This window comes from Allobosea minatitlanensis, assembly GCF_964020775.1.
This window is the reverse complement of the sequence record NZ_OZ224509.1, coordinates 4031908-4045920: the sequence shown is the minus strand read 5'-3', so window position 1 is coordinate 4045920 and position 14013 is coordinate 4031908. Positions and strand designations below refer to the sequence as shown.

The window sequence follows — 14013 nt, the reverse complement described above, 5'->3', positions numbered from 1 at the left end:
CTACTCACGCGCTCGCCGAACCGTCTCACGCGGCCCGGACGCCGATCGCCGTCAGGGCGAGGCGGATGTCCTTGACGCGGCGGTAGAGGCTGCTGCGGGCGCCATGCCCGCTCGCGGCAAGGCGCTCGACGGTGGTGCGGGAAAGGGCTGCACAGAGAGCGCCGTCGGCGGGTTCGAGCGAGCCAAGACCGCGCTCGACATCAAGACGGTGCTCGGCGGCGGCGAATGCATCGACGGGCTGGCCGAAGAGCGCTGACAGCCCGTCGGCTTCGGCGATGAGGTCGCCGCGGGTCAGCCCGTCGATCTCGGGAATGACCTCATCGAGCGAGATCGGCGTCGCGCCATACATCCGGCGCTGCCGCTTCACCTTGTTGGCGATGCGCGTCGCCCTGTTGGTGAGGATAGCGCCGGCAAAGGCGCCGAGCGTGCCGCGATCTGCGTCGTAGGCGGGAAGCCGGGCGATCAGATCAGCGAGCAGGTCCTGGCGGACATCGTCGAGATCGGCGCGAGGAAGCCGCAGCTGGCGGACGAGGCGGCGGGCCGCGATGTCCGCCTCATGGAGAAGGATCTGAAGGTCGCCTCGGGAAATCGAAGAGTGCATCGGTCAACGCCTCGGTCATCGTTCGTGATGTCCGCAGGTTGCCGATGCGCGCGCCAGCATAGGTGGGCACGACGTGGTGATGATGTGGGCGAACTGTGGGTATGCTTGGCCCGCTCACCGGAGACTTCCTGCGATCAGCCGATCTCAATCGGTGCCGCAGGTTTGACTGACCAGTTGGGCGTTGCGCAGCTTATTTCGTTTGCAACGGTCGTTGAAATACATCCTTTAAGTCGCGCAACTGGCCGTTCTCATCGAACCAGGTCGCCACTCGAGCGATTTCTTTCTCAAAGTCACCGTCGGGGAACCAGCGCATGACTGTGCTCGGCGAAACATTCAGTGCTCCGGCGAGCATCCTGAAGCTCGGCTTGATCCCCCGCGCCTTCAGCTGCCCACCGATTGTGATCGCCGCCCATCGCTTCTGATGGGCATCAGAAGCTTGCTCATACTCAGGGTTGGAGCCACCCAGTCGCTCGCGAATGAGAACGATGAGATCCCTCGGGATGTAGAGGTCGTCGTTCCAGCTCAACGCGTCCAACATGCAGGCAATGAGCCAGTTCACCAGCTTGTCGGGAATGGCGAGCCCACGTCGCGTGAGATGAGTTTGCCCAGCCTTAGCGAGGTTCTTGGCCTCGATCAGCTTCTCCATGATCTGGAGAGAGACCTCGCTGATTGCCTCGGGATCGGCATCGAGGACGGAAGCGATCATTTCCGGATCGAACCCGTACTTCCGCAGCTCTTCCTCCATGAAGTAGAGCTGGTCCATACCACCGATTACGGCGACCTCAATTTCGGCGGACGGGTCAGCACGGCGAAGCTTCACGTAGTGCTCGATGGACGGGGCCTTCTTGTATGCCAAGCTCTGCTCATTGTACCCGCCATCTTCCTTGCTGCCGTATCCGGCCATGGCTTTTGCCTCCAAAGACGGCTTCCCGCTCAGCGAGCTAGGAAAGCAATTCGATTTCCTCCGAAGGCAGAGCCAGCCGGTAGCCGTTCGGATTTCGCCGATTCTCGATCAATGCGCGTACGGACGTGGCATCCGTACTTCCGCGAGCCAGCGCATCCCGAAGCGCGCGCACGGGTTCGCGCACCTGCGACGAAATCCTATGGATGCTCGCTCCCCAGATGTGCGCCTCGATCGCACGATTCTCGACGATGGCGGGCGACTTCAACGCATGTTCCGCCAGAAGGACCAGCAGCTGGAATTCCTGATCGGAAAGGGTTTTGGGCGTTCCGTCGAGCGATACCGTCTTGGCGGCGCGTTGAATCACCAATCGGGGCGCCAAGCTCGGTTGCGATTCCAGTTTGGACTGATCGATCGACAATCCAGGTGCAGCTCCATCGCAAGCAATGCAGTGCGATACATCGACAAGATGAAGCCCCGCGTCGACCAAGCGCGCCCGGTCATCTGCAGCCATCGCCGGCGCGATCACCGTGATGGGCGATGACCGGGCGAGCGAACGCATCAGGCCGATCAATCCCGGTTGAAGCGCTGCATCCTGCGACAGTGCGAGGAACAGCGCCCGCTGGTTCGATGTTTCCCCCAGATGCCAGACACCGGTCGCGACCGGCGCCGGCTCGCCTCCGAACCCGGACGCCATGGCGATTTCGCGGACCAGCGCGGAAGGATGAATGCGAAAGCTCCGCAGATCGTCATCGTCGAGAACAAGGTCGCTGCGCCGGTCCGTCGGGCAAACCGCGATGTGTTGCCCATTGACCTGCTGGACAGGCCGCGCGTAGAGACCGCAATCACAGGCTGGGCACACATCCCACTCTGTTGCTGGCGCCTGCTCGACCAAGACGCCGTGATCGAGCAGCCGCTCGAAATCGCGCCCGGCATGAGGCGCCGCCTGTCGGCCCCAAAGGATTGCGGGATCGCCCGCCTCACTCAGCCGCAACAGCAGCCTGGGCAGCGTCTCGGTCATTGAGCAGTCCGTTGCGGCGAAGGAGCGTCATGATCCGGCCTTCGAACTGCTGACGCTTGAACATGGCGTGGGCCGGCGGCTTCAGCTTGACGGTCACCTTCTTCGCCGACTTGCCGCCGGTCGCGAAATGAACGCGGATGACGATGTGGTTGAGGCGCCAATCCGACCCGAGACGAGCGCCCCGCATCATCTCGCCCAACCTGGCCAGGGCATTGCCGCGTCCGTCGCGCGCAACATAGGAGTAGAAGGTTCGTGTCTCGCCGGTCTTCGGATCGGCGCCGACGCGGTCGACCTGGACCTCGGTGATCTGGACCCGCTGGATGCCCGGATCGAAATCATGGTTGAACGCGAAGCCGAAGCCCGCGCGCTGCACCGGGTCGAGCGTGTAGAGGTTCTGGGCGTCGTCGCCGGCGAAGAATTCGGGCTTGCCCAGGATCTTGTCGGCGAACAGTTCCGCGAGATCGGCGCGGCGCGCCTTTGCCACGCCGCCGATCTTCAACAGGCCCGTCGTGGAGTTGTAGGACAGCACCGCGTGTTCGGCGGCGCGGAAGCTGATCACGCGCTTCTGGTCCTTTTGCAGGACGTCGGTCGTGGTGATCGGAGAGCCATGCTCGATCACCAGGACGAGTTCGTCGGCATCGTCATACCAGCCGGCGCGGCAATAATTGCTGCGGAGGTCTTGTTCGAACATCGCGGCGGCGGCGGTTTCGAATTCGGCCTTTGCGCGATCGTCCATGATCGCCTCGACGCCTTCGTCGCGGCCCACGAACTCGGCGAGCGACGTGCGCGCCATGAGCGCCATCATGTCCGACGCGGCGTCAAAGACGTCGGGATGGTCGAGGAAGACGCGCAGGGCGACGTGCTTGGGATCCTGGTGAACCTCCGGCTCGTCATCCTTCGCTTCGGGTGTCAGGCGGATCCCGAGCCGCGCGGCCTGCTGAAGAATAATGTCGAGGCCTGCCGCGTTGCCGATCTCGGCGATCCGGTGCAGGTCGGCGACGAGCCCTTCCGGATAGTTCTCTTCCGGCCCCGCGAAGAAATCCTGGACGGCGCTGCGTGCCTCGTCCTGCGCGGCCTCGCCCCTGAAGACCCCAAGGTCCAGCCCGTTCAGGGCATCGCCGTGGCGCTCGAACAGGCGGCCCAGCAGGCCGAGATCGACGGTTCGGGTAAACTTGGGATTGACGAATTTCTTCAGGTTCTTAGCCATCTCAGCCGCCCATAATTGCCTCGCATTTGTTCATCTTACGTTCTTATCGCAAATGCCTAGCGGAGTCGATTCAAAAGCCATCGCCTCGGGACGGATCGCCCGCACCGTGAGTAGAGGCCAGGGACCGCAAGCTGGTGATCAATGAGGCTGAGGCTGCGACGGTTCGGATGATCTTCGAGCGCTTCGTCGAGGTGGGTTCGGCGACGGCGTTGGCCCGGACGCTCGCCGCCGAGGGTGTGCGGACGCGGCGCGGTCGGCTCGTCGACAAGGGGTTTCTCTACAAGCTGATCAACAACCGGGTTTATATCGGTGACGCCGTGCACAAGGGCACGGCCTATCCCGGCGAGCACGAAGCCATCATCACGCGCGCCTTGTGGGACAAGGTGCACGGAATCCTGCGCGAGAGCCCGAGGATGCGCGCGGGCCGGACACGGGCCGCGACCCCGGCTCTTCTGAAGGGCCTCATCTTCGGGCCGACCGGCTGCGCCATGACGCCGACGCACACGCGGCGCGGCGACAAGCTCTACCGCTACTACGTCAGTCAGTCCGTTCTGAAACGCGGCGCGGATGCCTGCCCGGTGGGGCGCGTACCCGCCGCCGAGATCGAGGGCGCCGTGGTCGACCAGCTGCGCGGCCTCCTTCGCGCCCCGGAGGTGATCGTCGGCACATGGCGATCGGCACGACCCAAGATCGATGGTCTGTCCGAGGCTGAGGTCAGGGACGCCTTGGAAGGGTTGGACCCCCTGTGGGACGAGCTGTTCCCGGCCGAGCAGGCGCGCGTCGTCCAGCTGCTGGTCGAGCGCGTCGAGGTTGGACAGGAGGGCGTGGACATCCGCCTCCGTATCGATGGGCTGGCCCGTCTGGTTCATGAGCTTGGCGGCATGGCCGACGATCCGCAGAGGGCAGCATGAGAGCCGGTGACGCCACCACCGATCACGGGCGCACGCTGACGGTCCGTGTGCCTCTGACCCTCCGGAAGCGTGGCGGGCGCAAGCAGGTGGTGATGCCCGAGGGGGCCTGTTGGGGCCAGCCCCGCCCGCGCGTCGACAACACCATGGTCAAGGCGATCGCCCGGGCCCACCGCTGGAAGCGCCTCATGGAGAGCGGCCGATTCGCCTCGGTGACCGAACTGGCCGAGGCCGAAAAGATCAACCAGTCCTACCTGTGCCGGATCCTGCGCCTGACCCTGCTGGCCCCGGACATCGTCGAGGCGATTCTCGACGGAAGGCAGCCGGCCGCCTTGCAGATGGACGCTCTGTTGAAGCCCATGCCGCTAGAGTGGGCGGCACAGCGAGCTGCGCTGAGCCTCTGACGCCGATTGCCGGCCGCGAAACCGCGCGCCCGTCAAGTTTCTATTGCCCGGCGATCATCTCTCCACTAGCGTGATCGAAGAGCCCAGTAACTAGGCATGCCTAGTTAACAGACGGATCATGTCATTGGGAGTCCAGGGTGGCGACAGCGAAGGCCGATCTGCGATGGGGGGTCGAGCAACGACTCGAATTCATCGAGTTCCGGCTGTTTTGGGAGGGGCATGTGAACCGGGGCGATCTGATGGAGGCGTTCGGGGTGTCGGTGAATCAGGCGTCCACCGACCTGAACCGCTATATCGGAATGGCGCCGCAGAACATCCACTACGACAAGAGCGCTCGGGCCTATGTCCGCGGTGAAGAGTTCGCTCCACAGTTCCTGAAACCCGACGCGAACCGCTATCTCGCGCAGCTTAGATCTGTTGCCGACGGAATTCTGGATCGCGCCGATGCGTGGATCGGACAGTTTCCCCCCTACGATGCTGCGCCGACGCCCGTGCGGGGCGTCAATGCCAAGACGCTGCGCGCAGTGGTCGCTGCGATCCGCCGGTCCGAAGCGATCGAGGTCAAGTATCAGTCGCTGTCGCGGCCGGAACCGCGCTGGCGTTGGATTGCGCCACACGCAATCGGCTTCGACGGGTTCCGCTGGCATACCCGGGCGTTCTGTCTCAGCGACCGAAGCTTCAAGGACTTCCTTCTCTCGCGGATCATCGAGACCCGCGGCACCAAGCCGAGCGAGCTCGGTGCCGATGACGACGCCGACTGGAACGAGCAGGTGACTTTGGAGATCGGACCGCACCCAGAGCTGTCCGAGACACAGCAGAGAGTCATTGCTCTCGATTACGGGATGCGTAGCGGCCGGGCGAAGATCTCCGTGCGCAAGGCGCTTCTCTACTACGCGCTCAAGCGGCTCGGGCTGGACACAGACCCAGCTGCGCGGCAACCGCAGGACCAGCAGATCATCCTTCTGAACCGTCAAGCGGTCGTTGGGAAGAGAAATGCTGCGGGCAGCCACGAGGAGCTTTCATGAAAGCTTTCGAATTTGATCACCACTTGATCAGCTCCTACGAGCGCTTCTCGCGCTCTTTCAGCAGCATTCGTTCAGAAGATCTTCGAGCCGCGATTGACGCACAATATGATGCCGGTCGGTTCTGGCCTGATGCTCTCCTCTCCTTGAATCCTAGGTATCTTTCAGGTCCCACCGTGGATGACCTGGTCGCCTCGGGCGACCTCGATGAGGGAACTGGACGGGTCTTCCGGTTCGGCGAGAAACCTCTCCGATTTCATCGACACCAGGCGGAATCGATTGCCAAGGCGAAATCTGGAAAGAGCTTCGTTGTCACGACAGGGACCGGCTCCGGCAAATCGTTGTGCTTCTTCGTGCCGGTGGTCGACACCATCATTCGTGCATTGCGCGCCGGAAAACCGCGTACCACCCGGGCAATCATCGTCTATCCGATGAATGCTCTGGCGAACAGCCAGATGAAGGAAATCGAAAAATTCATCGGACAATCGGGTCTGCCGGACGCTCTGAAACCTGTCGTCAAGCGATACACGGGTCAGGAAAGCCAAGAGGAGCGTCAACGGATCGCCGCCAACCCGCCCGACATCCTGCTCACCAACTACATGATGGCGGAACTCCTTCTGACCCGCCAAGACGACCTGGACGCCCAGGTGGTCAAAAACGCAACCGGCCTTGAATTCATTATCCTCGACGAACTCCACACCTACAGAGGGCGCCAAGGCGCGGATGTGGCGGTGCTCGTTCGACGGCTACGAGACCGGTGCACTCCTGACAAAGCTCCGATCTGCATAGGCACGTCGGCGACGATGGCTTCGGAAGGAACCGAAGAAAGCCGAGCGGTTGCCGTGGCCAAAGTTGCAACCCGGCTTTTCGGCTCTGAAATCGGCCCGGACGCCGTCATCGATGAGTCTCTTCAGCGAGCTACTGACGACACCATCACTCTTGCGCATGCAACCGCCGGGCTGGCTGACGTGTTGAAACAGCCTATTCCGGCGAACCTGGATGACGAACAGCTCAGGAAGCATCCGCTTTCGGTATGGGCAGAACTCGCTCTCGGTCTCGATGACGGGCTGGAGCTAAAACGAAAGAAGCCCATCCCCTTCGAGGACGCCGTCAAACGGCTGGCCGGCGACAGTCGGGTCGATCAGGAGCAGTGCCGGAAGCATCTCGAAGACTTCCTGACGCTTGTAAGCCTTCCCGAGGATCAGCGCGGTGGCACCGGCGATGGGGCGTTCCTTGCCTTCAAGCTACACAGGTTCATCTCCGGCGCGGGTGAGATCTTCACCACGTTGACGGACAAGCCTCGGGCGGTTCTGTTCGAGGGCCAGCTCGAGGATCCAGATGCTCCGGGGAACCGGCTTTACCCGACACGCTTCTGCAGGAACTGCGGGCACGAATACCACGTCGTCACCAAGAACGAAGACGACGGTCACATCAGGTTTCTCCCCCGCAATATCGACGATACACCGCTGGAAGCCGAGGATGACGATGATGTGGCCGGGTATCTTTGTCCGACTCCGGAGAATGATCCCGATTTCGCTTTCGATGGCGAATTGAGTGGCTATCCTGAGAGCTGGCTTGAAGAGCGCAACGGCATCGAGCGGCTTCGTTCGTATCGCAAGAAACGCGCGCCCATCTCCTATGTCGTGACGCCGGACGGCCGGCATGGCGCCGGGGGCAGAGAGTTCTGGTTCATCCCCGGAAAGTTTGCATTCTGCCTCTGCTGCAAGGATGAGCCCAACCAGGGGATGCGTGAGCGCAGCAAGCTGGCCGGCCTGTCCGGCGAAGGGCGGAGCTCTGCGACGACCCTTCTCGTGTCCAGTGCTCTCGAGTGGATGAACAGGCCGACGAGCGGTGTTCCAAATACGAAACGTAAGCTGCTGGGGTTCACGGACAATCGGCAAGACGCGGCGCTTCAGTCGGGCCACTTCAACGACTTTTTGTTCGTGAGCCTTCTTCGTGGGGCCATTCTGCGGGCCATCATTGCGGCTGGGCCCGAGGGCCTAACCGAAGATGAGTTCGGTCTGAGCGTCGTTAAGGCGCTTGGCTTCACGTCTGCAAACAAGGATGCGCGCGCCCACTGGATGCTCGATCCAACGGCTGGCGCTGTCATTCGGGAAGACGCTCAGCGCGCACTCGCAAAAGTCCTGGCTCACCGCGTATGGACTGATCTCCGCCGGGGTTGGCGCTACACCAACCCCAGTCTCTCTGTCCTGAGCCTCCTCGATGTTGAGTTCGTCGGCGTCACCGACATGGCTTCAGACGGGGAAAGGCTGATGACAGTTCTCCCCGAGCTCGGCGATCAAACGGAAGAGCAACGGGCCACCCTTCTGAAGAGCGTGCTAGGCGCAATGCTTGAAGGGCTGGCCGTCAATACCGAGGCCCTCGATCTGACTGTCCTCGACGGTGTCGCACAGAAATCGCGTTCGCTGTTGCGCGCTCCGTGGGCGATTGATGCCAAGGAGAATCCACGCGGACGATCGTCTCTCCTCTTGCGTGCACCTAGCAAGAATGCTGTCGGCCTTCGTGAGGAACAGACCCTCCTTCGCGCGGGCCACAATTCGCGCATCGCTCGGCTGATCAACAAGAAGAGCGTGCTCGGCGCGAAGCTCGGGCGAGACGACTATCTTGAGTTTTTCTCGCGCTTGCTTGAGCTGTTCGCAGATGATGGTCTGGTCGTTCCCGTTGAACTGGACGCCAACCTTGTGGGCTGGCGGCTGACACCCTCGGCCGTCCGCCTCGTTCCCGGGCCTGCGCTTTCAGACGAGAGCAAACGCGGAAACCGATACTTCCATGATCTATACGCGTCCATTGCTGACGACTTGGCATCTGGTCATAGCGCCTATTGGGGGCTGGAAGGTCGCGAGCACACCGCGCAGGTGTCTCAAAGGCAGCGGGAATGGCGCGAGTGGCGGTTCAGGTACGAAGACGACGACCTCGAGAACCTCAGCACCTCCGATTATCGGACCGAAATCAAGGCGACCGGGGAATCCGACCAATTCCTCCCGGCGCTATTCTGCTCGCCGACCATGGAGCTTGGGGTCGACATCTCGGCTCTCAATGCTGTCTACCTAAGGAACGTCCCGCCGACGCCCGCCAACTACGCGCAGCGCGCTGGCCGCTCGGGCCGGTCCGGCCAGGCAGCGGTTGTGGTGACGTACTGTGCATCGGGCTCTCCACACGATCAGTATTTCTTCGAGCGCCGCAATGACATGGTGGCGGGTGTCGTGCGCCCGCCTGCGCTGGACATCACGAACGAAGAACTGGTGCGCTCGCACCTGCATGCGGTCTGGCTCGCTGAGAGCCGCCTAGCACTCTCGCCGGACATCCCGGACATCCTCGATCTTGGCGGCGACCGCTATCCGCTCAAGGAAGAGATCCTGACCAGCATTTCCAAGGCCGATCTCGTCTCCCGTGCGCGCGCACCCATGCAGCGGGTGCTCGAACAGATTCTGGCAGCTGATCAAGGGGCAATACCTGTCTGGATGGAGGACCCGGAAGAGTTCGTGCTTCATGTGGCAATGAACGCTCCGAAGGAATTTGATCGAGCGTTCGACCGCTGGCGCGAACTTTACAATTCTGCTCGCACCCAGCTGGCCGAAGCCAACGCCCGCTCGGAGATAACAGGTCTCTCGGCCGTCGACCGCCGCAAGATCAAGGCGGCGCAGATGCAGGCCAGCGACCAGATAGCGATCCTTGAGCAAGGGAAGGCTTCAAACGGTTCCGACTTCTACTCATACCGTTACCTCGCGACGGAAGGCTTCCTGCCTGGCTACAATTTTCCTCGTCTGCCGCTCTACGCCTTTGTGCCCGGCGAGGGAAAAACCGGCTCCTTCCTCTCTCGCGCACGTTTTCTGGCAATCTCAGAGTTTGGGCCACGGAGCCTAATCTACCACGAAGGTCGCGCCTATCGGGTGATGAAGGCGAAGCTCCCTCCAGAGGTTCGCGAAGGCGATGGATCGGAACTCGCGACCAAGGACATCTACATCTGTGCGAATTGCGGAGCTTGCCACGAGGGTGAGGTGGAGCGCTGCCATGGTTGCGATGCGCACATGGCCGGCGAAGTGCCGATCAAGCGCACGCTTCGCATCGATAACGTCGAGGCCGCGCCCACTGAGCGCATCACCGCGAACGATGAAGAGCGCGTACGGCAGGGCTTCGACATCCAGACCATATTCGCGTGGCCGAAGAAGGACGACCAGCTTCAGGTCACGAGCGCAGAATTCAAGTGCGGCGAGACTTCACTGCTTGCGCTGCAATACGCCAACAGCGCCGAGATAAGCCGTCTGAACAAGGGCCTGAAGCGCCGAAAGGACCAGACGGTTTTCGGCTTTAACATCGATCCCCGAACCGGCTACTGGGCGAAATCTGAAGACGAGGATACGGAGACCGACACTCCACCCGACGTGGTCAAGCCGATCCGAATCGTGCCGATCGTTAGAGACCGCAAGAATGCGCTTCTGTTCCGCTTCAAGAAACCGGAAGACTACGACCCGAGCACGATTACCACCGTTCAGCATGCGCTTTTGCGAGGCATTGAGGTTGTCTACCAGCTTGAAGAAGGCGAGATACTCGGCGAGCCGCTTCCAGCCCGCGACAACCGCCGCGCCATCCTTGCCTACGAAGCAACGGAGGGCGGCGCCGGTGTTCTTACTCGCCTGATGGATAATCCGGAAGCGATCAGCGAAGTCGCGCGGACAGCTCTCGGGCTCATGCACTTCGAGAACATCGACGCGGCAGTCTCAAGCGGAGATGCCGACCTGTTGGCCGAAAAAGCAGACGAAGCCTGCGTCAGAGGCTGCTACCGCTGTCTGTTGTCATACTTCAACCAGCCGGACCATGAGCAGATCGACCGTAGCAGCGGGGAAGTTACCCAGCTGTTGGTCGATCTCGCTCGCGGCCGCACGGTCGTCGAGAAGCGGTTTCCGCCCGGTGGCGCGCCGTCGCCGTGGCTGAAGGCTTTTGAGGATGCTGGTCTCCCGCACGTCGATACCATCGGCGTCAGCTTTGCCGGCACGGAAGCTGAGTTCGTATGGCGAGGCCACTTTGTGGCCGCCACCACCCAGCCGATTTCTCCTGGTGTGGCCAGTGATGCGGCTAACAAGGGGTGGGAGCTATTGGAGCTTCCAGCCTCGCCTGAAGCCGGCGTTCCACAGAAACTACTTGATCTCTTGAAGGGGTGAGCATGGTGCTGAGTTTCTCACCTGGCGATCTGGTGCGAGCCCGTGGCCGCGAATGGGTAACTCTCCCGGCGCCGCGCGACGGCGTTCTTGCGCTTCGCCCGCTGTCAGGAAACGAGAACGACATCGTCGTTCTGGATCCCTCGCTAGAAATCTCTCTGGTCGAGGCCGCGCGGTTCGATTTGCCCGAGGATGCACGGAGCACCGTCCAGGCCAAGGCAGCACTCTTGGCAGACGCGCTGCGTCTCACACTTCGCCGCGGTGCCGGGCCATTCCGATCTGCCGCGCAACTCGCCTTCGAGCCGCGGACGTATCAGCTTGTCCCGTTGCTCATGGCACTAAGGCTCCAGGTGCCGCGACTGTTGATCGCGGACGATGTCGGTATCGGCAAGACGATAGAAGCGGGCCTGATCCTGCGAGAGTTCATGGACCGGGGTGAGGTCGACGCCTTCTCAGTTCTTTGCCCACCCCACTTGGTGGATCAGTGGCTCGTCGAACTCAAGGATCGGTTCGGAATCGACGCAGTACCCGTGACTTCCGGTACCGCGGCACGCCTCGAACGCAATCTACCGCTCGCACAGACCCTTTTTGACGCCTATCCCTACACGGTCGTGAGCCTTGATTACATCAAGGCCGAGAAGCGCCGGGAGGGGTTCGCTCGTGCCTGTCCCGACTTCGTGATCGTTGATGAAGCCCATGCTTGTGTCGGCACCCACAAGGGCAAGCAGCAGCGATTTGAATTGCTTCAGGGACTCGCGAGGGACCCGGAGCGGCGGATCATCATGCTGACCGCCACGCCGCATTCAGGCGACGAAGAAGCATTTGCACGACTGCTATCACTGATCGACCAGGACTTCGGCACGCTCGACTTCGACAGCGCGAGATATCGAGAGCGCCTTGCAAGGCATTTTGTACAGCGGCGTCGAGTGGACCTCGTCGAGGGGGATTGGCACGAGGACAGATCATTCCCGAAACACGAAACCACCGAGCACGCGTACCGTCTATCGCCCGAGCACCTGGCATTCCAGGAAGCGGTCCTGGACTATTGCCTCTCGGTAGTCTCGAAGGCTGGAGAGCAGAAGAGGGATCAGCGCCTCGCGTTCTGGGGCACTCTCGCTCTCATGCGCTGCGTTGGCTCCTCGCCGGCTGCTGCGCTGAGTGCTTTGAGAAATCGTGCCGCCAACGAAGCAGACCGTCTCGAACCGCAGATCTATGACGAAGACGGCGATGACGAAGATGCCGTGGACATCGAGCCGAGCATGGCTTTCTCGGATGATCCCGCGCTCCGTGCGCTCATCGATCAGGCGAGCGGTCTCCTTGAAGCGAAAGATCCCAAGCTTGATGCCCTCATCGGTGCGCTCAAGCCTCTGATCAAGAGTGGCGCCAACCCCGTCGTTTTTTGTCGGTATCTAGCAACCGCCGATCACGTAAAGGCTGGGCTGCGAAAGGCATTCCCAAAGCTCATAATCGAGTCCGTAACCGGAGAGTTGACCCCGGACGAACGCCGCGATCGCGTTGCAGAGATGGCGCTGGCAGACGGGGAAGAAGGCGCCCAGAGGATTCTGGTTGCGACCGACTGCCTCTCCGAAGGCATCAACCTGCAGCAGCTCTTTGACACGGTCGTGCACTACGACCTCTCGTGGAACCCGACCCGGCATCAGCAGCGTGAAGGGCGGGTTGACCGCTTCGGCCAGCCGGCCGAGCTGGTCCGCTCAATCATGATGTTCTCGCCCGACAGTGCCATTGATGGTGCCGTCCTCGACGTGATCCTTCGCAAAGCCGAGGAAATCAGGAAGGCCACCGGGGTAACGGTTCCGCTGCCTGACGAGCGCGGGCCGGTTACAGACGCCTTGATGTCGGCGATGATGCTCCGCCGTGGTGGGCACAAACAGCTCACTCTGGACCTTCGGCTGGAGGATGGCACGAAGGTCATGGAAGCGCGTTGGCGCGACGCCAGCGAGAATGAGAAGAAGTCCCGTGCGCGGTTCGCCCAAAATGCGATGAAGCCTGCAGAGGTAGCGCCGGAATGGGACAAAGTCAGGAGCCTGCTTGGCTCTCCGGAGGACACGAGGCTTTTCGTGGAGCGCGCGATGTCGCGGTTCGGGGTTCCGCTTGAGAAGAAACGGAACGTCTACATCGCTCACGTCCACGCCCTTCAGCAGGCCCTGAAGGAGAGGCTCGAACAGCGCGGCCTAGAGAAATCGGTCAGACTTGCCGCAGCCGAGCCCGCTCCCTCCGGCACCTCTCTGTTGACGAGAACCCACCCGTTGACGGCGTCACTTGCCGAGAGCCTTGTCGAGGCTTCGCTGGATCAGGAGGCGCTTCCGGATCTCGGCATCGGCCGCGTCGGTGCGTGGCCGACAGCCGCGGTCTCGGCGATGACGCGCGTCGCACTCCTTCGCGTTCGTTACAAGCTCACGATCCACGGCCGAAAGGAGCGGCTCCTGCTGGCTGAAGAAGCAGCCCTGGTTGCTCTTCAAGGGCAAAGCATCGTGGCGACCGGCGACGACGTCCGTGACATGCTCAGCACGCCGGCCACCGCTGATTTTGCGACGATCGCACGAGATCGGATGATCAATGCCGCAAAGGCGGAACTGCCCGACCTGCTCGCTGGGCCGTTGGCGGCCTTCGTCAAGCAGCGGGCGGCGGAGCTCGTCGAGGACCATGCTCGTTTGCGTACCGCAGCTGGATCCATCTCTCGCGTCAGCGTCGAGGCCGTCCTCCCGCCCGACGTGATCGGCTTGTTCGTCCTCATGCCGGGCGAGGTGTGAT

At 62.0% G+C, this 14013-nt stretch carries 9 protein-coding genes; 5 read left to right on the top strand and 4 right to left on the bottom strand.

Annotated features, from left to right (window positions below; all coding sequences use genetic code 11):
* Nucleotides 1-25: 25 nt before the first annotated feature.
* From ACWH43_RS19840 to ACWH43_RS19825, 4 genes are all read right to left on the bottom strand, one after another.
* Nucleotides 26-601, bottom strand: a complete 576-nt coding sequence (locus tag ACWH43_RS19840) for a sigma factor (RefSeq protein WP_260349192.1) — start codon at nt 599-601, stop codon at nt 26-28.
* 190 nt (nt 602-791) lie between these two features.
* Nucleotides 792-1505: a hypothetical protein gene (locus ACWH43_RS19835; protein WP_260349193.1), complete on the bottom strand. Its 714-nt coding sequence runs from the start codon at nt 1503-1505 to the stop codon at nt 792-794.
* Between the two features lie 37 nt (nt 1506-1542).
* Complete coding sequence (locus ACWH43_RS19830; RefSeq protein WP_260349194.1) at nt 1543-2523, bottom strand: hypothetical protein; 981 nt, start codon at nt 2521-2523, stop codon at nt 1543-1545.
* Entirely contained in the window at nt 2483-3730 is a 1248-nt protein-coding gene (locus tag ACWH43_RS19825) for a hypothetical protein (protein WP_260349195.1), read from the bottom strand. The genes ACWH43_RS19830 and ACWH43_RS19825 overlap by 41 nt, the downstream gene beginning before the upstream one ends.
* A 134-nt stretch (nt 3731-3864) precedes the next feature.
* Between ACWH43_RS19825 and ACWH43_RS19820 the strand changes: the two genes are divergently transcribed.
* The 5 genes from ACWH43_RS19820 to ACWH43_RS19800 all read left to right on the top strand — a co-directional run bounded on the left by ACWH43_RS19820 (nt 3865) and on the right by ACWH43_RS19800 (nt 14012).
* On the top strand, nt 3865-4641 hold the full coding sequence (locus ACWH43_RS19820) for a recombinase family protein (RefSeq protein ID WP_311734840.1): 777 nt from the start codon (nt 3865-3867) through the stop codon (nt 4639-4641).
* Nucleotides 4638-5042 carry a hypothetical protein gene (locus tag ACWH43_RS19815; protein ID WP_260349196.1) on the top strand — a complete coding sequence of 135 codons (405 nt, stop codon included), beginning with the start codon at nt 4638-4640 and terminating at the stop codon, nt 5040-5042. The genes ACWH43_RS19820 and ACWH43_RS19815 overlap by 4 nt, the downstream gene beginning before the upstream one ends.
* A gap of 137 nt (nt 5043-5179) precedes the next feature.
* Entirely contained in the window at nt 5180-6067 is an 888-nt protein-coding gene (locus ACWH43_RS19810) for a WYL domain-containing protein (protein WP_260349197.1), read from the top strand.
* A complete protein-coding gene (locus tag ACWH43_RS19805; RefSeq protein WP_260349198.1) occupies nt 6064-11244 on the top strand; it encodes a DEAD/DEAH box helicase in 5181 nt (1726 codons plus the stop codon). The genes ACWH43_RS19810 and ACWH43_RS19805 overlap by 4 nt, the downstream gene beginning before the upstream one ends.
* 2 nt (nt 11245-11246) lie before the next feature.
* Nucleotides 11247-14012, top strand: a complete 2766-nt coding sequence (locus ACWH43_RS19800) for a DEAD/DEAH box helicase (protein ID WP_260349199.1) — start codon at nt 11247-11249, stop codon at nt 14010-14012.
* The last annotated feature ends 1 nt before the right edge of the window (nt 14013 follow it).

Bases quoted from the DNA above. Each gene is read 5' to 3' on its own strand.
- ACWH43_RS19840 (WP_260349192.1), bottom strand. From the start codon at position 601: ATGCACTCTTCGATTTCCCGAGGCGACCTTCAGATCCTTCTCCATGAG.
- ACWH43_RS19815 (WP_260349196.1), top strand. From the start codon at position 4,638: ATGAGAGCCGGTGACGCCACCACCGATCACGGGCGCACGCTGACGGTC.
- ACWH43_RS19805 (WP_260349198.1), top strand. From the start codon at position 6,064: ATGAAAGCTTTCGAATTTGATCACCACTTGATCAGCTCCTACGAGCGC.
- ACWH43_RS19835 (WP_260349193.1), bottom strand. From the start codon at position 1,505: ATGGCCGGATACGGCAGCAAGGAAGATGGCGGGTACAATGAGCAGAGC.
- ACWH43_RS19800 (WP_260349199.1), top strand. From the start codon at position 11,247: ATGGTGCTGAGTTTCTCACCTGGCGATCTGGTGCGAGCCCGTGGCCGC.
- ACWH43_RS19825 (WP_260349195.1), bottom strand. From the start codon at position 3,730: ATGGCTAAGAACCTGAAGAAATTCGTCAATCCCAAGTTTACCCGAACC.
- ACWH43_RS19830 (WP_260349194.1), bottom strand. From the start codon at position 2,523: ATGACCGAGACGCTGCCCAGGCTGCTGTTGCGGCTGAGTGAGGCGGGC.